The organism is Pseudomonas cichorii, from assembly GCF_015471405.1.
GTDB classification, from domain to species: Bacteria; Pseudomonadota; Gammaproteobacteria; order Pseudomonadales; family Pseudomonadaceae; genus Aquipseudomonas; species Aquipseudomonas serbiensis.
Window position 1 is genome coordinate 96345 of record NZ_BLVZ01000010.1, and the last position, 18792, is coordinate 115136.

The 18792-nt window shown below is 57.0% G+C and carries 17 protein-coding genes; 11 read left to right on the top strand and 6 right to left on the bottom strand.

Features of this window, described 5'->3' with window-relative positions; translation table 11 throughout:
• Nucleotides 1-4: 4 nt before the first annotated feature.
• Nucleotides 5-859 (bottom strand): glycine betaine ABC transporter substrate-binding protein, encoded by an 855-nt coding sequence (locus tag JL015_RS17020; protein WP_201019291.1) that lies wholly within the window; start codon nucleotides 857-859, stop codon nucleotides 5-7.
• Between the two features lie 1134 nt (nucleotides 860-1993).
• Here JL015_RS17020 and JL015_RS17025 point away from each other — a divergent pair.
• Together JL015_RS17025 and JL015_RS17030 are read left to right on the top strand one after the other, a co-directional pair.
• Nucleotides 1994-3292, top strand: coding sequence for a serine/threonine protein kinase (locus JL015_RS17025; RefSeq protein WP_200999790.1), 1299 nt, complete (start codon nucleotides 1994-1996; stop codon nucleotides 3290-3292).
• A complete protein-coding gene (locus JL015_RS17030; protein WP_201019292.1) occupies nucleotides 3285-4097 on the top strand; it encodes an MlaA family lipoprotein in 813 nt (270 codons plus the stop codon). The genes JL015_RS17025 and JL015_RS17030 overlap by 8 nt, the downstream gene beginning before the upstream one ends.
• 69 nt (nucleotides 4098-4166) lie before the next feature.
• On the opposite strand, the gene JL015_RS17035 is transcribed toward JL015_RS17030, so the two are convergent.
• Complete coding sequence (locus JL015_RS17035; RefSeq protein WP_201019293.1) at nucleotides 4167-4526, bottom strand: DUF805 domain-containing protein; 360 nt, start codon at nucleotides 4524-4526, stop codon at nucleotides 4167-4169.
• A 360-nt stretch (nucleotides 4527-4886) separates the two neighbouring features.
• Between JL015_RS17035 and JL015_RS17040 the strand changes: the two genes are divergently transcribed.
• Complete coding sequence (locus JL015_RS17040; RefSeq protein WP_201019294.1) at nucleotides 4887-5696, top strand: alpha/beta hydrolase; 810 nt, start codon at nucleotides 4887-4889, stop codon at nucleotides 5694-5696.
• Between the two features lie 232 nt (nucleotides 5697-5928).
• On the opposite strand, the gene JL015_RS17045 is transcribed toward JL015_RS17040, so the two are convergent.
• Entirely contained in the window at nucleotides 5929-8535 is a 2607-nt protein-coding gene (locus tag JL015_RS17045; RefSeq protein WP_201019295.1) for an autotransporter family protein, read from the bottom strand.
• Nucleotides 8536-8801: 266 nt separating this feature from the next.
• Here JL015_RS17045 and JL015_RS17050 point away from each other — a divergent pair, with 266 nt between their 5' ends.
• On the top strand, nucleotides 8802-9656 hold the full coding sequence (locus tag JL015_RS17050) for a pirin family protein (protein ID WP_201019296.1): 855 nt from the start codon (nucleotides 8802-8804) through the stop codon (nucleotides 9654-9656).
• Between the two features lie 183 nt (nucleotides 9657-9839).
• On the opposite strand, the gene JL015_RS17055 is transcribed toward JL015_RS17050, so the two are convergent.
• Both JL015_RS17055 and JL015_RS17060 read right to left on the bottom strand, forming a co-directional pair.
• Nucleotides 9840-11024 carry a patatin-like phospholipase family protein gene (locus JL015_RS17055; protein WP_200999797.1) on the bottom strand — a complete coding sequence of 395 codons (1185 nt, stop codon included), beginning with the start codon at nucleotides 11022-11024 and terminating at the stop codon, nucleotides 9840-9842.
• Between the two features lie 36 nt (nucleotides 11025-11060).
• Nucleotides 11061-11990, bottom strand: a complete 930-nt coding sequence (locus tag JL015_RS17060; protein WP_200999798.1) for a lipid A biosynthesis lauroyl acyltransferase — start codon at nucleotides 11988-11990, stop codon at nucleotides 11061-11063.
• A gap of 121 nt (nucleotides 11991-12111) precedes the next feature.
• On the opposite strand from JL015_RS17060, the gene minC reads away from it, so the two are divergent.
• The 6 genes from minC to JL015_RS17090 all read left to right on the top strand — a co-directional run bounded on the left by minC (nucleotide 12112) and on the right by JL015_RS17090 (nucleotide 16573).
• Entirely contained in the window at nucleotides 12112-12852 is a 741-nt protein-coding gene (gene minC / locus JL015_RS17065) for a septum site-determining protein MinC (RefSeq protein WP_201019297.1), read from the top strand.
• Between the two features lie 232 nt (nucleotides 12853-13084).
• The gene (gene minD / locus JL015_RS17070) at nucleotides 13085-13897 is read left to right on the top strand and encodes a septum site-determining protein MinD (RefSeq protein ID WP_200999800.1); all 813 of its coding nucleotides are present in this window, start codon (nucleotides 13085-13087) and stop codon (nucleotides 13895-13897) included.
• Entirely contained in the window at nucleotides 13898-14158 is a 261-nt protein-coding gene (minE, locus tag JL015_RS17075) for a cell division topological specificity factor MinE (RefSeq protein ID WP_025261136.1), read from the top strand.
• 91 nt (nucleotides 14159-14249) lie between these two features.
• On the top strand, nucleotides 14250-14885 hold the full coding sequence (locus JL015_RS17080) for an RluA family pseudouridine synthase (RefSeq protein WP_117164164.1): 636 nt from the start codon (nucleotides 14250-14252) through the stop codon (nucleotides 14883-14885).
• Nucleotides 14886-14994: 109 nt separating this feature from the next.
• A complete protein-coding gene (locus tag JL015_RS17085; RefSeq protein WP_200999801.1) occupies nucleotides 14995-16284 on the top strand; it encodes a M18 family aminopeptidase in 1290 nt (429 codons plus the stop codon).
• Between the two features lie 124 nt (nucleotides 16285-16408).
• Nucleotides 16409-16573, top strand: coding sequence for a hypothetical protein (locus tag JL015_RS17090; protein ID WP_200999802.1), 165 nt, complete (start codon nucleotides 16409-16411; stop codon nucleotides 16571-16573).
• A gap of 8 nt (nucleotides 16574-16581) precedes the next feature.
• Here JL015_RS17090 and JL015_RS17095 read toward each other — a convergent pair whose 3' ends face one another.
• Nucleotides 16582-17343 (bottom strand): UTRA domain-containing protein, encoded by a 762-nt coding sequence (locus JL015_RS17095; RefSeq protein WP_201019298.1) that lies wholly within the window; start codon nucleotides 17341-17343, stop codon nucleotides 16582-16584.
• A 353-nt stretch (nucleotides 17344-17696) separates the two neighbouring features.
• Between JL015_RS17095 and JL015_RS17100 the strand changes: the two genes are divergently transcribed.
• Entirely contained in the window at nucleotides 17697-18764 is a 1068-nt protein-coding gene (locus JL015_RS17100) for an ABC transporter substrate-binding protein (protein WP_201019299.1), read from the top strand.
• Nucleotides 18765-18792: the final 28 nt, after the last annotated feature.

Here is an 18792-nt window from a genome sequence, read left to right on the forward strand (position 1 = left end):
GGCGTTATTTAGCGGTCCATGCAGCCACACGCTCAGGGTGCTTGGCCACCCACTCCTTCGCCGCAGCATCAGGTTTGGCACCATCCTGAATCGCCAGCATCACTTCACCGATCTCATCCTTGGATTCCCACTGGAATTTTTTCAGGAAGGCAACGACGTCAGGTGCTTTCTTCTCCAGGTTCAGGCTGGCAACGTTGTCGACCGTTTCTGCCGCGCCGTATACGCCTTTAGGGTCTTCAAGAAAGCGCAGCTTCCATTTGGCAAACATCCAGTGCGGTACCCAACCGGTCACGGCGATAGAATCCTTGCGTTTCTCGGCACGGGTCAGTTCGGCAATCATCCCGGCTCCCGAACTGGCCTGCAGCTTGTAACCCTCCAGGCCATAGTCCTTGATGGCTTGATCGGTCTTGAGCATCACACCTGAGCCAGCATCGATACCGGTGATCTTTTTCTTGAAGGACTCATCGGTCTTGAGGTCTTCGATGGTCTTGGCCTTGACGTACTCCGGCACGATCAGGCCGATCTTGGCGTCCTTGAAGTTCGGGCCGTAGTTCACGACCTGATCCTTGTATTTGGTGTAGTACTCACCATGGGTGCCAGGCAACCAGGCCGACAGCATCATGTCCAGTTTGTCGGTGGCAACCGCCTGCCACATGATCCCGGCCGCAACGGATTGCAACTTGACGTCATACCCCAGTTTTGCCTTGAGCACTTCGGCGGCTACATGAGTCGTAGCGACACTGTCGGACCAGCCTTCGACGTAGCCGATGGTCAATGTCTTGGTTTCAGCAATGGCCAGCGTGGAGCTGACGGCCAGTACCAGAGCGGCACCTGCCCCCAGAATTTTTCGCATATTCATCATCACTTCCCCGGAAGTTGCGCACCGACGGGTGTCGGGCTGCATTAACGTTGTTTTTCAGGATCGCCCTTCATGCCCGGCTTTGGGGCAAGCTGCGCCCTACACGTTTAAGTCGTGCTCGCCCGCCATGACAGGCATCACATCGACCTCTCGATAATCAACCGGCTCAATGATCAGACATGCTCTGTCAGCGACACGGAGGAACCGGGAAACGACATCACCCAGCCATCAGCGACAATGCCCACGAAAAAAACCTGAAAAGCCGTCCGGTTTTTGCATGAAACAGAAAATGCAACGCCCATCGTCCTGTTGCAGGACCGCAAGCCATCAACCTGCCACTGCCCTGTTCTGGTTCACTGCGAACAAGGAAACAGGATGTGTTACCGCACATTGCTCAAGACGGGTAACACGGAAACAACCGCACTGCCCTTCTCGCCTTCCCCTCGTGACTGATTTTTTCAAGCCTTTGTTTTTAAAGGATTTTAAAAAGTTGGCACAGCTTCTGCTATCTCTTCGGTACAACAAGAATAAAAACAAGTAGCAAACCAACAAGAACAAGACGAAACGGCTCTGACATAACAAGAACAACACGGACAGAGGCGCAGCTAACAGATTTTTTTGGAGTGGATCGGCTTTACAGGGACCTCTTGAACGAGAGGCCTCGCAACCGGACAGAGAACAATAAAACTACCTTCAGGTAGCTTCCCGTACCGGATGGACCATGACGTTGTGCAGACCCATGGTTAAAGCAAATCAGCGCTCAAAAAAATACGTTTGCTCTTGATCCCGGATGGGGATCACACAAGAACGCAGTAAAGGGACAGGTCGCCAAAAACAAGAACAGGCCGCCCTATAAAAATAAAAAGAGCAGGCAAAAATACATTGGAGGAGAGCTTAGGCTCTCCTTTCGTGTTTTTGGCTTCTCAGCTGCAAGCTGCAAGACAGACACACGCCATTCCCCCCTTTCCGACATAAAAATAACAAAAAAGCACGGACGCACATTCCAGGCTCCATAGAACGTGTATTGTTTCGCAGGGTTTACAAAGGTTCGCATGTTTATACGGCACTTTGGCACTACACCGGTGGTCATAGCCTGCGTATCTCACCAGCACTTCTTTCCCAAGGGATTTAGTCATGCTCCGTTTTCTGCGCTTTGCTACCGTTCTTGGTGGCTTATGTTTGAGTGCGTCCGCTCTGGCGACCAACATTGATCCCGCCACCTATGGCTACCCGCTGACTAATCCGTTTGAAGCAACGATTGCGACCACGCCACCGGACATGCGTCCCGACCTGCCTGACGACGAAGATATCGATCAGGACGTCTACACGCTCAATCTGCACCCGGAACGCGAGTTCACGCTGCCGGACAATTTCTGGGCCGTAAAAAAGCTGAGCTATCGCCTGGCCAGGCAAGACCATGCAGCACCGTTGATCTTCCTGATTGCCGGTACCGGCGCGCCCTATAACAGCACGCTCAATGAGTTCCTGAAAAAGCTGTATTACGGCGCGGGCTATCACGTCGTACAGTTGTCCTCGCCTACCAGCTACGACTTCATGAGTTCCGCTTCGCGTTTTGCCACGCCGGGGATATCCAAAGAGGATGCCGAAGACCTGTACCGGGTGATGCAAGCCATCCGCGCCCAACAGGCGCAACTGCCGGTGACCGAGTATTACCTGACCGGTTACAGCCTTGGAGCACTCAATGCCGCTTTCGTCAGCCAACTGGACGAAACCCGCCGCAGCTTCAACTTCAAGAAAGTCCTGCTGCTCAACCCGCCAGTCAACCTTTATACGTCCATCACCAATCTGGACAAGCTGGTACAGACCAACGTCAAGGGCATCAACGACACCACCACGTTCTATGAGCTGGTGCTGGCCAAACTGACGCGCTACTTCCGGCAGAAAGGCTATATCGATCTCAACGATGCACTGCTCTATGACTTCCAGCAGTCCAAGCAGCACCTGACCAATGAACAGATGGCAATGCTGATCGGCACCTCGTTCCGCTTTTCGTCGGCCGACATTGCATTCACCTCCGACCTGATCAACCGTCGCGGTCTGATCACACCGCCCAAGTTTCCGATTACCGAAGGCACCAGCCTGACGCCATTCCTCAAGCGCGCCATGCAATGCGACTTCGACTGCTACCTCACCGAACAGGTCATCCCCATGTGGCGTGCCCGTACCGATGGTGGCAGCCTGTTGCAGCTCGTGGATCAAGTCAGCCTGTATGCACTCAAGGATTACCTGCACAGCAGCACCAAGATATCGGTCATGCATAACGCCGACGACGTGATTCTGGGCTCGGGTGACCTGGGCTTCCTGCGCAAGACTTTCGGTGATCGCCTGACCGTTTATCCATACGGCGGCCATTGCGGCAACATCAATTACCGCGTCAACAGTGACGCCATGCTGGAGTTCTTCCGTGGCTAAACGTCTTTTACTCCTTGCTGCCGTGTTGTGTGCAGGTACTGCCCAGGCCGCTGACGTGGGCACCAGCAATAAAGCACAGCATCCGGCCACCGTGACACGCCAGCTCGATGCCGATGGTTTTACCCAGCCGTTGAAATCGCTGCAGTTCAACCCCGGCCTGGACCAGCGCGAATTCGAGCGCGCCTCCATCAATGCCCTGGAAGTCTACGACCCGCTGGAATCCTGGAACCGCAGGGTCTACCACTTCAACTACCGTTTCGATGAGTGGGTCTTCCTGCCGACGGTCAACGGTTACCGCTACATCACACCGGGCTTCGTGCGCAGCGGCGTAAGTAACTTCTTCAGCAACCTGGGCGATGTGTCCAACCTGCTGAACAGCCTGTTGCAGTTCAAGGGCCAGCGTTCCATGCAAACCACGGGGCGTCTGCTGCTCAATACCACAATCGGCATCGCCGGCCTGTGGGACCCGGCCACCATGATGGGCCTGCCGCGCCAGACCGAAGACTTCGGCCAGACACTGGGCTTCTATGGTGTGCCTTCTGGTCCTTATCTGGTGCTGCCGCTGTTCGGCCCGTCGAACCTGCGTGACACCGGCGGCCTGGTATTCGACTACGCCGCAGAAACCCAGATCAACTTCCTGAACGTGGCCGAAGTCAGCAGCGACCACCCGGAAATCACCCTGCTGCGCGCCATTGACCGCCGCTATGTCACCAGTTTCCGTTACGGACAGCTGAACTCACCGTTCGAGTACGAAAAGGTGCGTTACGTCTACACCGAATCGCGCAAGTTGCAGATTGCCGAGTAACGAATGCGGCAATCAAAAACGCCCGGCCCGGGTTACCGGGTCGGGCGTTTTTCATGACACCGTCAAACTTCAACGAGGTGCCGGACCGTAGTCGTTCGCACCGTCGGTGCCTGGCAAAAACAGCAAGGATATCTGGGCCAGCGGGCCCAGGATTGGAATAAGGCCAACCAGCACGCACCAGCCGCTGAGATTGATGTCGTGCAGCCTTCTGACGGTCAAAGAGAGATTGGTCATGAACATGGCCAATGACAGGAGAACGGTCGTGCCCCCTATACCTGTCTCCGGATAAAGCCAGTCGGTACTGTGATCAATCACCAATGCCACCGCGAGCAGCACGCTACAAAGCAGGGCGAAGACGAATAACTCCATCCTTGACGCCCGGCCACTGAAATCGAATGTTTTTGCAAACACGTTATACAGATGATTCATTCCTGCTTCTCTTCTTGATGGCTGTATTGGCATACCCAGTCAATGACTGAGCACGCCCCTTCCTGGCGGCGACCAATCTAGCGATTTAAAAAAATAGGGATGCAGTCACCCTCCGAAACATCCGTAGGAAAAATCAACAGAACCAAGATGCTCCATTCTTCGGACGGTGCCGGAGCAGGAAGAAGATCAGGGGGTTAAGCCCCGACAGCGTGCGGTCATAAGCAATGTTCCATAGCCAGCTCCCACCAGTTCAACCTGTCCGGGTTGAAAATTGCGGGTCAAAAGCCAGGCAAGAACCGCCCTCGACTTCGCCTCCATTCAGGCGCAGGATCGCTTCCTTTTCTTTTGCGTTGAAGCGCCATGCAGCAGTTAATCAGGGTAACGGCTCTGGCAATCAGCTTGACCTTGTCAGGCTGCGCCAGCCAACAGGAAAACCTCTATTCATGGGCTCAAGCCAAGGACGCAGAAGCCAGCGTGGTTGAAACCCGCACCTTTGCGCTGCAAATCGTTACACCTCGATCTCTACCCAAAGGTGGCCGATTGAGCATTTTCATTGAAGGGGATGGCCGCGCCTGGGCAACGGGCAGCCAGCCAAGCCTTGACCCTTCGCCACGGCAACCGGACATGGCTCGCCTGGCTCTGGACCCGGATCACGCCGGCGTCTACGTTGCCAGGCCCTGCCAGTTCGTGATGTCCAAGGCGTGTGTCAGTGAGGTGTGGACAGATGCAAGGTTCAGCCGTCGCGTCATTGAAGCGTTCAACGATGTGATCGACCGCCTGAAAACTCGCTACAACGCCTCGTCAATCGAGTTGATAGGCTATTCGGGAGGGGCTGCGGTCGCGTTGCTGATCGCTGAGGAGCGAGACGACATTTCGCAGATCCAGACCATCGCCGGAAATGTCGATCCTCACGCCTGGGTCGCACTGCATCAGCTTTCGCCTTTGAAGGGCTCGCTGGATCCGCTGGAAAACAGCCTGCGACTCAAAAAGATTGCGCAACGGCACTTCACTGGAACAACCGATACCGTTGTGCCGCCCGTACTGCTGACAGGCTTTCTCGCCAGAACCCGGCCTGATTGCAGTGAAGTCATCAGCCTGCCAGGTTCCCATGCAACGCTCATGGAGGCCGTTGATGGACAAATGCTTTCCCGCCCGATTCAGTGTCAGTAAGGCTGATGCCGATCAGTCAAGGCACAACAAAACTTGTGGGAGGCAGCTTGCTGGCGACAAAGGCCTGAAAAACGGCAGATATTCTGCGTTTGTACGCTGAATTCGCCAGCAAGCTGACTCCAACAAAGTGATTTATGGCCTGACTGACCAGCATTAGTCCGTAAGACCGGATTGAGCAGAGCAGCCTTCAACACACCGCAAAGGCTGCTCTGCTCCTACCCGAACGCGAATATCAGAATGCATAGCGCGCCTTGAACATCAGGGTTTCAGCGTCGTAGCCCGAGCGGCCCTGATAGGTGTAGCTGGTACCCAGAGTCAGTGCGCTGATGGCATAACTCACGCCAACAGAACCTTCGTAACTGTCGCGAGCCGATTTTGCCCCCGTGACCACGAAACTCGAACCGCCCTGAGCAAATGCCGACGTCTGGCTGATACGGTCACCGATCAGGTTGTGATAGGTCATCAGTGTCAGTTCAGGCGTGAGCGTGCCACCAAGCAAAGGTGCTTCGCTGGCAACCCGTAAACCGGCCCCGATCTCTCCGGTTTCAAAGCGCTGGTCACTGTTGCGCAACGCTGCGGATGAGCCTCGCTCGGTGTACCCGTCGACCTGCACCTTGGAATAACGAGCCGCCACACGCGGTTCGATCAACAGTTGGTCGCTGAACCGCAAGCCATAGCCAACAAGCGTATTGATGCTCAGTACGTCACTGTCGAAGTTGCCTTTGGCCAGCGTGCCCGCCACATTGCGGCGGCTGTCGTTATCATTGCGGCCATAGGAAACGCTGCCTTGAGTAAACCAGTTGCCCTTCTCCCAGCTTCCGTACAGCGACAGCGCATTGCCCTGCACATCGGTCTTGTAACCAATGTCGGAGGTCGAGTTGGCATTCACATAGGAATAGGCAAAACCCAGAGTAGCACCGGAAGCAAGACGACCATCAATCCCCACAGCCACACCGCTGGCATTGGCCGAGTAGCCTTCCACACCGCCACGGCTGTCCTGATCCATATTGCTGTTCAACACCTGCATCCACACGCCGTTCTCAGCCACTTCATCGCCTGAGGAAAGCCCACTGCGCAAGCCCGTCATACGGGTATCGATTGCCGAACTGCTGGCTCCCTGCCCGGCCAAAGCTGCGTCCACTCCACCACGACTGACATCGGGTGATAACCGCTTGCCAAGCTCATCCAGTTCTTGAGCGGTGCTGGCGTTGGCGAACGACTGGAATACCCGGTCATTACTGTCGAGCTGGCCAATCACGTTGTTCTTGAAGCGGTTGATCAGGCCTTGTGTACGTTGATCGCTGCCTGCGCTGCCCAACTCCTGACTCACTTGCTGGTCGGACTTGAGCCTGACCACGGCCTCAACCGAATCGGCATCAACGCTATAGCTGGCAACATCGAGCAAGGTGGATACGCTACTCACGGTCAAACCGCTGTTCTGCACACTGGCCGCGGACAGCAAGGCGTAAGTCTTGCCCTCAGCGGTCGGGTTGAAATCACCGGGGTTGGCACTCAGGGTGATACGCGAACCCGATGCAAAACTCGCGGCACCTGCAACGCTCAGATAAGGCGTGGTATTTACAGTGCTATCGGACAGCCGCATATCCAGCGCGCCCTGATTGGCAAGTTGCAGATTGCCGGTAATGGCGCTGCCGGCACGATCCAGGTTCAGGGAGCCGCCCCGCTGGACAACAACATCGCTGTCGATGGTCGTCCCCGTGAAAGCCGCCTGGCCCTGAACATTCACCGCCGCCATTCTAAGCAGGTCACCGCGAATCTCGCCGCCGCTCCAGTTCAGCGTGGCCAGGTTACGCCCACGGATAGCAGCACCGGAATCACTGGCGATCAGCCCTGCTTTCTGATTGATTTCAAAACCGACGGGCAAGGCATCTCTCGTCACCACAATCGCATCACCTTGGGAGGTAATGGTTCCGGTGTTTACGATGCCTCTTGAACCGGAAGCATTGGTGGTCGTGAAATCGGTACCTTGGACCATGATGGCGTGTGCATTATTGTCCCCGGAGGCGCTGATACGACCGCTGTTGTGCAGGACATCGAGCGTGCCATCCCACAAGGCGACACCTTCGGAAGCATTACCCCGAGCAATGATCGAACCGCTGTTTTCGACGTGCAGCGGCGTTGATGGGGCCTCTAGATCCATACCGATGGAGTTGTCACCCACGGCCAGGATGGAACCCGAGTTAAGCAGTTTCCCTCCCACGCTCAACATTGCAGAACCATGCCAATCAAAGATCAGGCCAATAGCATCCTCACCGTGCATTTCAATGGAGCCCGAGTTGATAAAGTCACCGGCGATTTGTGAGCCATGCAGGTAAATGCCTTCTGCTCCGCGGAACAGGCTTGATGCGCTGTCTTCAACGACCAGGACCTTGCCGGCATTGACGACAGAACCTGTGACACTGATGTTACTGATATCGATGCCTGCGCCCCTATCGGCTCGCTGGAGCGTGATAGAGCCCTCGTTGCGCAGATCACCGTCAATCGAACCGCCGCCACCGGGACCGTTATTGACGCCAGCGGTGACAGGATCGAACATTGCGCCGAACTCCAGCGCCCTGACAGCAAAACCACCTGTATCGATGGTAATGTCCGCGGCGTTGATGAACGAACCGCTCAGTGCAGAGCGCCTGAACTGAAAGACGCTTTCATTCGCGGACGATTGCAGCGAAACCTGACCAATCAGGTTGAACCCGCCACTCAAGGTCTGATTGTTCAGCGCATTACGCCCCTGACTGACGTCGTAATCCAGCGCAAAAGTCTGGCAAGCACAGGCACTCACGATCAGTGCCAATAGCGTTTTCTGAAAATTCCGGTTCAAAGCCTGTGGTCCGTCGATTTACTTCAGCAGCAGCCCTGCTCAGCTTGCATTCCACCGTGAATGCGTGTCGCACTCCGATCGTTTGGCGAGTCAGAGTCCTACGCGGCGTTGTCGGCGGTTTGATACAAAGCTTTAAAATAGCCGATACAAATATTCGTCAGACCAATCAACAAAACCGATAGTTAAGCTGGGAAATTCAAACCCATCCATCGATCAAACAGGCATACCATGGTCGCCATTGCCAACTGACCAGGAGTGCCCTTTTCATGGCTCAATTTCGTAAAGTGCTGTCGATCCAAGCTGGCCAGCCGACTTCAGACGGGGCCGGTGTGCGCCTGACGCGGGTGTTTGGCGGCCAGGGTGTCGAGCAGTTCGATCCGTTCCTGATGCTCGATGAGTTTGGTTCGGACAAGCCGGACGACTATATCGCCGGGTTTCCGCCTCATCCGCATCGCGGCTTTGAAACCGTGACTTATATGCTCGAAGGCCGCATGCGCCATGAAGATCACATGGGCAATGTCGGCCTGTTGCAGAGCGGCGGCGTGCAGTGGATGACGGCGGCACGCGGCATCATTCACAGTGAGATGCCGGAGCAGGAAGAAGGTGTGATGCGCGGCTTTCAGTTGTGGCTGAATCTGCCGGGCAAGAACAAGTTGATGGACGCCAGTTATCAGGACATCCAGCCGCAAGACATTCCCCGCCTGACCACCGAAGCCGGTGTTGAGGTGGTGGTCATTGCAGGCCGGTTTGACGATGGGCAGGTTCAACAGGATGGCGCCGTACAGCGGCCGGATACCGAGCCGCAGTACTTCGACTTTCATCTGCCCGCAGGCAGCAGCATCAGCCCGCGCATTCCCGAAGGACATCGGGCGTTGCTCTATGTGTATGAAGGCAGTATCGAAGTTGAAGGTTGCCCGCAGGCCGTTGGTGCAAGCCGTCTGGTGCGGCTGGCCGATGAAGGTGAGTTGCAGATCAACAGCTCAAGCGGTGCGCGAGTGCTGTTGATTGCCGGCAAGCCGTTGCGTGAGCCTGTGGTGCAATACGGGCCATTCGTGATGAATACCCGCGAAGAGATCGAACAGGCCTTGCGGGATTTCAGGGATGACCGCTTGACGGCTTGACGGCCTGACAGCAAGAAGCATCGCGAATGAATTCGCTTAGATGGTAATTCCGATCAGTCAGGTCATGCTCCGTGGGAGGGGCCTTGGCCGCGACTTCATTCAGGCGCTGAAAATGTGTTGCCTGTAAGCAAGTCGTCGCGGCCAAGGCCCCTCCCACAAGTGACTGGTATGCCTTAAAAACGATTACTCCAACCGCAAGAACCGTTTCAACTCGTCCCGCTGGGCCATGGCATCGCGACGACCGAGGTCGATCAGTTCGCTGCAATACCCCGCCTCGAACAGCAGATAGCTCAATACGCTGGCACCGCTGGTCTTGGTCGCACCAGGGCCGCGCAGGAAAGTGCGCAGGGCCGGTGGCAGTTCGTGGCGGTGGCGGGCAGCGATTTCATCCAGTGGCTGGCTCGGGGAAATCACCAGCACCTCCACGGGAGCCATGCCAGGTTGCCGTCTGGCCTGTTCATCGGCCAGCAACGAACTCATCAGGTTCAAACGTTCAAGCAATTCAATATCGCTTTCCAGATTGTCGATGAAGGTGCTGTTGAGCATATGGCCACTGATTTGCGCCAGACTCGGCTGAATACCACTGGTAGCCCGATGGATCTGTTTATTGGGCTGTACACCGCGAGGATTGCCACTGACGCCCACCACCAGCACCCGGTTGGCCCCCAGATGCAATGCCGGGCTGATGGGTGCCGACTGCCGCACCGCGCCATCGCCGAAATATTCATGATCGATCTTTACGGGCTCGAACAGCAGCGGAATCGCCGAGCTTGCCAGCAAATGATCCACGGTCAATTGAGTCGGCAGGCCAATGCGCCGATGGCGCAACCAGGGCTCGATGGTGCCTCCGCCCTGATAGAAGGTCACCGCTTGCCCGGACTCGTAGCCAAAGGCCGTGACCGCCACAGCCCGCAGATGATTGCTGTCGATGGCCGCATCGATACCTGACAGGTCCAGCCGGTCACTGAGCAAGTCACGCAAGGGAGAACTGTTGAGCAGCGCGACAGGAATGTCGCGGCCCAGCCCGGTCAGGCTGCGTCCGAAAAAACGCCCCGCCTGACGAATGACGCCGGGCCAGTCGCTGCGCAGTACCTGATGGCTGCGAAACGCCTGCCAGAACTCGGTCAACTGGCGGATGGCGATGCGAAAGTGCAGCGCGCCACTGGCCAGTTTCACCGCATTGATAGCGCCGGCCGAGGTGCCGACAATCACGGGAAACGGGTTGGCCGCCCCTGCGGGCAGGAGGTCGGCAATCCCCGCCAGTACACCGACCTGATAGGCGGCACGGGCGCCACCTCCAGACAGAATCAAACCGGTAACCGACTCTTTCTCGTTCACTGCATTTGTCACTACTGCACGTTCTGGCATCTACAACGAACCTCAGTGAACAACCATTCTTTTTATTTATGTTTTTTTGTATAGCTTCGGTTCGCCCTCCGGTCGACTTTTAAAACGTCGGTGCGCCCAGAGATATTGCTCCGGACATTCAGTGATGGCAATTTCAATCCACTGATTTATTCGCAGGCAATCCTCTTCATCGCTCTGACCGGGGAAATCCTGCAGCGGCGGATGAATCACCAGCCTGTAACCGCTACCGTCCGCCAGCCGCTGCTGGGTGAAGGGCACGACCTGAGCACGGCCCAGCTTGGCAAACTTGCTGGTCGCCGTCACTGTCGCAGCCTGAATGCCGAACAGCGGCACGAATACGCTCTGCTTGGCGCCATAATCCTGATCCGGTGCATACCAGATCGCACGGCCGGCACGCAGCAGCTTGAGCATGCCACGCACGTCTTCGCGCTCGACAGCCAGGGAGTCGAGGTTATGCCGCTCACGACCGCGACGCTGGACGAAATCGAACAACGGGTTCTTGTGCTCGCGGTACATGCCATCGATGGTGTGCTGCTGGCCCAATAACGCTGCACCAACCTCCAGGGTGGTGAAGTGCAGGGCCATGAGAATCACCCCTTCCCCCTGCTGTTGCGCACGCTGCAAATGCTCCAGCCCTTCGATGCGGGCAAGCCCGGCCAGGCGACGCCTGGACCACCACCAGCTCATGGCCATCTCGAAGAAGGCAATGCCGGTCGAAGCGAAGTTTTCCTTGAGCAACTGCTTGCGCTGGGCAGCAGACAAATGCGGGAAACACAGCTCCAGATTACGCGAGGCGATATATTTTCGATCAGTGGCCACGCAATACATCGCCGCGCCCAGCAGCCGACCGATCACCAGCAGTACTCGAAACGGTAACTGGACAATCAGCCACAAGAGCCCCAACCCCAGCCATAACGGCCAGAAACGGGGGTGAAGAAAACTGGCTTTAAAACGCGGGCGATCCATTTAAGCTTCCGTCAGGACAAAGGCTGCGCATTCTACATCGGTTCGACCCGGCTTGCGGCCCGAGGGCGTTCTCGTTATAAGTCTCGGCACTTTTAGCGACAAGCTGTTGTGTATCCCGACCATGAGCCAGATCGAATCGCAAAACCCGGACCCAGTGTTTCAGCTCAAAGGCAGCATGCTTGCCATCACCGTCATGGAGCTGGCCCGGAACAACCTCGACGCCCTGGACCGTCAATTGGCGGCCAAGGTTGCCCAGGCCCCCAACTTTTTCAGCAATACACCGCTGATCCTGGCACTGGACAAACTCTCGCCCAATGAAGGGAACGTGGATCTGCCCGGTCTGATGCGCGTCTGCCGTCAGCATGGCCTGCGCACCCTGGCGATACGGGCCAACCGCATCGAAGACATTGCCGCCGCCATCGCCGTCGATCTTCCCGTGCTGCCGCCATCCGGCGCCCGGGAACGTGTGCTGGAGCCTGTCGAAGCAGAGGCACCGAAAAAGATTCCCGAGAAACCGCCCGAGCCAACCGTCAAGCCAACGCGCGTGATAACCGCTCCAGTGCGCGGCGGACAGCAGATTTATGCCCAGGGTGGCGATCTGGTTGTCGTGGCTCCGGTCAGCCCCGGTGCGGAACTTCTGGCCGATGGCAACATCCATGTTTACGGCCCGATGCGCGGCAGGGCACTGGCAGGCATCAAGGGCGACACCAAGGCACGGATCTTTTGCCAGCAACTGGGCGCCGAACTGATTTCAATCGCCGGGCAATACAAGGTTTCCGAGGACTTGCGCAGGGACCCTCTCTGGGGGGCTCCGGTACAAGTCAGCCTGTCCGGCGACGTGTTGAACATCATTCGTCTTTAACGGATACTGCCGCAATTTTCAAAGCATCTCTGACTCGTCGCGAAAACGTAGTAAAGGTTGTAGGAAATCCTGAGAAACACCTGTTTCTCGACTGTTGCATCAACCGAAAGCAGTAGCGTAGAGCTATCTTTCATGGCCGAGCTTCCGTGATTTCCATCATTCTTCGATTAACGTCGCTTCAAGGGATGCTCTTCAGGGACTAACTGTCCTTTTCCTCTAGGGGTGATACACCTTGGCCAAGATTCTCGTGGTTACATCCGGCAAGGGTGGTGTGGGCAAGACCACCACCAGCGCCGCCATCGGCACAGGCCTCGCTCTGCGTGGCCATAAAACAGTGATCGTCGATTTCGACGTCGGCTTGCGTAACCTGGACCTGATCATGGGTTGCGAGCGCCGCGTGGTGTACGACTTCGTCAACGTCGTCAACAACGAAGCGACACTCACCCAGGCCCTGATCAAAGACAAGCGCCTTGAAAACCTCTACGTGCTTGCGGCAAGCCAGACCCGCGACAAGGATGCGCTGACCGTCGAAGGCGTCGAGAAGATCCTCGACGAACTCAAGGAAAACTTCGAGTTCGTGATCTGCGACTCCCCGGCCGGTATCGAAAAAGGTGCTCACCTGGCCATGTACTTCGCTGATGAAGCGATTGTCGTGACCAACCCGGAAGTGTCTTCGGTACGTGACTCGGACCGCATGCTGGGCCTGCTGGCCAGCAAGTCCCGTCGCGCAGAGCGCAACGAAGACCCGATCAAGGAACACCTGCTGCTGACCCGCTACAATCCGGAGCGCGTCACCAAGGGTGAAATGCTGGGCGTCGAAGACGTCGAGGAAATCCTCTCGATCCGCCTGCTGGGCGTGATTCCAGAGTCTCAGGCAGTCCTGAAGGCTTCCAACCAGGGTATCCCGGTCATTCTCGACGACCAGAGCGACGCCGGTCAGGCGTACAGCGATGCGGTCGATCGTTTGCTGGGCAAGGACGTTGCTCATCGTTTCGTCGATGTGCAGAAGAAAGGATGGTTTGAGCGTCTTTTTGGAGGCCGCTAAATGAATATTTTTGACTTCTTTCGTGACCGCAAAAAAGAAAGCACGGCCTCGGTAGCGAAAGAGCGTCTACAGATCATCGTGGCGCACGAACGCGGCCAGCGAAGCACTCCTACGCCTGACTATCTTCCTGCCCTGCAGAAAGAACTGGTGGAAGTGATCCGCAAATACGTCAACATCGAGTCCGATCAGGTACAGGTCGCTCTGGAAAACCAGGGCAGCTGTTCGATTCTGGAACTCAACATCACCCTGCCAGATCGCTGATCCGGCGGTTGCCCACGGCGGCATGAGCGACACTTTCCTCGGAGTGCCGTCCATGCCGCCGTTGGCGTTTACAGCGTTTCGAGGCCGTTGCATGCCGTTGTCGAACATCCGCATCATCCATCAGGACGCCGCCGTTCTGGTCATCGATAAACCCACATTGCTGCTTTCAGTCCCAGGTCGCGCCGACGACAACAAGGACTGCCTGATTACCCGCCTGCAGGAAAACGGCTATCCCGAAGCCCGTATCGTTCACCGACTGGACTGGGAAACCTCCGGCATCATCCTGCTTGCCCGCGACGCCGATACCCATCGCGAACTGTCTCGCCAGTTCCATGACCGCGAAACAGAAAAGGCCTACACCGCCCTGTGCTGGGGTCAGCCGACGCTGGACAGCGGCAGCATTGACCTGCCTCTGCGCTACGACCCGCCGACCAAACCCCGGCATGTGGTGGATCATGAGTCCGGGAAGCATGCGCTGACCTTCTGGAAGATCGTGGAGCGCTACGACACTCACTGCCGCGTGGAACTCACCCCGATCACCGGACGCTCGCATCAATTGCGGGTGCATATGCTGTCCATCGGGCATCCACTGCTGGGTGATGGCTTGTATGCCCATCCCGAGGCATTGGCGGCCTATCCACGCCTGTGCCTGCACGCCAGCATGCTGAGCTTCACCCATCCGGTCAGTGGTGAGCGGTTGAAGTTCGAGTGTGCGGCACCGTTTTGATGTGTTCGCGAATGAATTCGCTGCTACGCCCGCGTAGCGAATGCATTCGCGAAAAAGCACGACTGAGGCCAATACGGTAAACTCGCGCCACTGCTGTCTGGAGCTACTTATGCGCGAAGAGCTGAACAAAGGCCTGATCGACTTTCTCAAGGCCTCCCCCACCCCGTTCCACGCCACTGCAACCCTTGTAAATCACCTCGAAGCGGCCGGTTTCCAGCGTCTGGACGAGCGTGAAACCTGGGCTGTCGAAACCGGCGGGCGTTATTACGTCACCCGCAACGACTCCTCTATCGTCGCCTTCAGAATGGGCCGTCATTCGCCACTGACCGGCGGGATTCGCATGGTCGGCGCCCATACCGACAGCCCGTGCCTGCGGGTCAAACCGCAGCCGGAACTACAGCGTCAGGGTTTCTGGCAACTGGGCGTGGAAGTCTACGGCGGCGCGCTGCTGGCGCCCTGGTTCGACCGTGACCTGTCGCTGGCCGGGCGTGTCACCTTCCGTCGCGACGGCAAGGTCGAAAGCCAGTTGATCGATTTCAAGTTGCCCATCGCGATCATTCCCAACCTGGCCATCCACCTCAATCGTACGGCCAATGAAGGCTGGGCGATCAATGCCCAGAACGAACTGCCGCCGATCCTGGCCCAAGTAGCCGGTGACGAACGCGCCGACTTCCGCGCCCTGCTCACCGAGCAACTGGCCCGCGAGCACGACCTGAACGCCGATGTGGTGCTCGATTACGAGTTGAGTTTCTACGACACCCAGAGCGCAGCCGTGGTCGGCCTCAATGGCGACTTCATTGCCGGTGCCCGTCTGGACAATCTGCTGTCCTGCTTCGCAGGCTTGCAAGCGCTGCTCAACAGCGACACCGATGAAACCGCTCTGCTGGTGTGTACCGATCACGAAGAAGTCGGTTCTTCATCGACCTGCGGCGCAGACGGCCCGATGCTGGAGCAGATCATCCAGCGTCTGCTGCCCAACGGCGAAGACTATGTGCGCACCATCCAGAAGTCGCTGCTGATCTCGGCGGACAACGCCCATGGCGTTCACCCCAACTACGCCGAAAAGCACGACGCCAACCATGGCCCGAAACTCAATGCCGGGCCGGTCATCAAGGTCAACAGCAACCAGCGCTACGCCACCAACAGCGAAACCGCAGGGTTCTTCCGCCACCTGTGCATGGCCGAAGAAGTACCGGTGCAAAGCTTTGTGGTGCGCAGCGACATGGCCTGCGGCTCGACCATCGGCCCGATCACAGCCAGCCATCTGGGCATTCGCACCGTGGATATCGGTTTGCCGACCTTTGCCATGCATTCGATCCGCGAACTGGCCGGCAGTCATGACCTGTCGCATCTGGTGAAAGTGCTCAGTGCGTTTTACGCCAGCCACGAGTTGCCGTAACTCCCCGTCTTCGCGAGTGAGCGGTTCGCAGCCCGGCCCGTTCACTCGCGCATTGCGCTACATCAAAACGCCAGCCCCAAACCCATCTAGACTCATAGGTGCCGAGTCAGTGAGGTACAGGGCCATGGATCCGTTCCATTCAATGCTGATGATTACCGTGATCGGGATGCTGTTGCTCAGCGTCGGCTTCAGTTACCGGGATCGGGGTGCTGGCGTGTTCATGATCTGGATCGGCATGGTCTTCGTGATCGGCACGGTCGGCTTCAAGATTCTCGAAAAGCTGACCTGATCATGAGGCTAGGCACTCACTTGAGCCTCGCCGAGAGTGGGCAGGCTTGACAGAAAATCCCCCGCCACCGCACTGACATGAATCGCGTCGTGCCGCCAATATTCCAGGTCGCAATCGATCAGGCGACCGCGCTGATCGTAGTTGACCCGCGCAATGCACAAACCCGGGCTGCCCACTGAAACCTTGAGCGCCGCGCAGGCATCGGCATGCAGCGCCGTAGGCACAATCTCGAAATGCACCTGGCCATAGCACAGGTCATAACGGCTGGCGTACAACTCGGTAAGCGACTGGCTGAGATCGCAATCGAGGATGCCGGGGAAATACTCAGGGTTCAGGTAATGCTCGACATACAGCACCAGACGCTGGTCGATGCGCCGCGCCCGGCAGATCTGGATCACGCTGGAAAGCGCTGGCAACTGGAGTTTTTCACAGATTTTCGCTGAAGCCGGTTGCAATCGCGCTGAAATGATCTGGGTTTCAGCCACGCGCCCTTGTGCCTGGACCATCGCATGAAAGTGGCTGCGACGGATCAGGTCATAGGCCAGACGCGGAGGCGAGACAAACCAGCCGCGTCGCTCCTCGCGATAGATCAGCCCCTGAGCCTCCAGTTGCACCAGGGCTTCACGCAGGGTGATACGAGTCGTATCAAATACCTCACTGAGCTTGCGCTCGGCAGGCAGCTTGCTACCGGACGGTAACAAACCGTGCTCGATCTGCTCCTGCAAGGCGTTGCAAATAGTTGTTACCGCTCGTGGTACATCTTCGCGCATTGAGATACCTGCCTGGACTAGACCAGCTCCATTAAAGGGCACGATTCAAGACTTGAGCCCCCCATTGAAAGTGTTTTCAAGCCTAGGTCGCCTATATGACCATCATGTGACAAATCGCATCACGATCCATGCCAATGGTCGCTTGAACACCCTGAAATCCCTTGGGAAGCAAGCTATTCAAGATGGTCTACGCTTAGCTCGCAACGCAGCACACATGCTCTGACCATAGAACAGAAAACAACTCTCGACACAAAAATGTCATGCAAGAAGCCTAACTTGGCTCAGGTATTGCTGATCTAGACCAAACTATCCGCAAAGAACGCTTCCGAAAGGAAGTGCAAAAGGAGATTTGAATGAAACACCTATTGTTGGCATCACTCCTCGGTTCCGCCATTGCCTTGAGCACCTCGGCCATGGCAGCGGACACAGACCTCAAGACGCTGGAAGCCGCAGCCAGGACCGAAGGCGCGATCAATAGCGTCGGCATGCCGGATGACTGGGCTAACTGGAAAGCCACCTGGGCCGACCTCGAAAGCAAATACGGCCTCAAGCACATGGACACCGACATGAGTTCGGCTCAGGAAGTGGCCAAGTTCGATGCGGAAAAAGACAACGCCAGCGCCGATATCGGTGACGTGGGTGCAGCCTTCGGCCCGATCGCTGTCGCCAAGGGCGTTACCCAGCCTTACAAGCCAAGCACCTGGGAACAAGTCCCGGACTGGGCCAAGGACAAGGAAGGTCACTGGGCACTGGCCTATACCGGCACCATCGCCTTCATCGTCAACAAGAAGCTGTTGCATGGTTCTGAAGTCCCGACCAAATGGTCTGACCTCAAGAGCGGCAAATACAAGGTCACTATCGGTGACGTGAGCACCGCAGCCCAGGCGGCCAACGGCGTGCTGGCGGCCTCCATCGCCATGAAAGGCGACGAGAGCAACGTTGCTCCAGGCCTGCAACTGTTCACCGAACTGGCCAAGCAGAAACGCCTGGCACTCAATAATCCGAATATCCAGAGCATGGAGAAAGGTGAAGTCGAAGTCGGCATCGTCTGGGACTTCAACGGCCTGAGCTACAAGGCCAAGATGACCAACCCGGACGATTACGTGGTATTGATCCCGTCCGATGGTTCGGTGATTTCCGGCTACACCACCATCATCAACAAATACGCCAAACACCCGAACGCGGCCAAACTGGCGCGTGAGTACATCTTCAGCGACGCAGGCCAGATCAACCTGGCAAAAGGCAACGCACGTCCGATTCGTGCCGAGCACCTTACCCTGCCCGCCGAGGTCCAGGCCAAGCTGCTGCCAAACGAGCAGTACAAAGGCGTCACCCCGATCAAAAGCGCAGCGGCGTGGGAAGCGACGTCCAAGAAGCTGCCTCAGATGTGGAACGAGCAGGTCATCGTCGAAATGAACTGATCAAGGCCAAGGGCGAGCCAGCATGCCT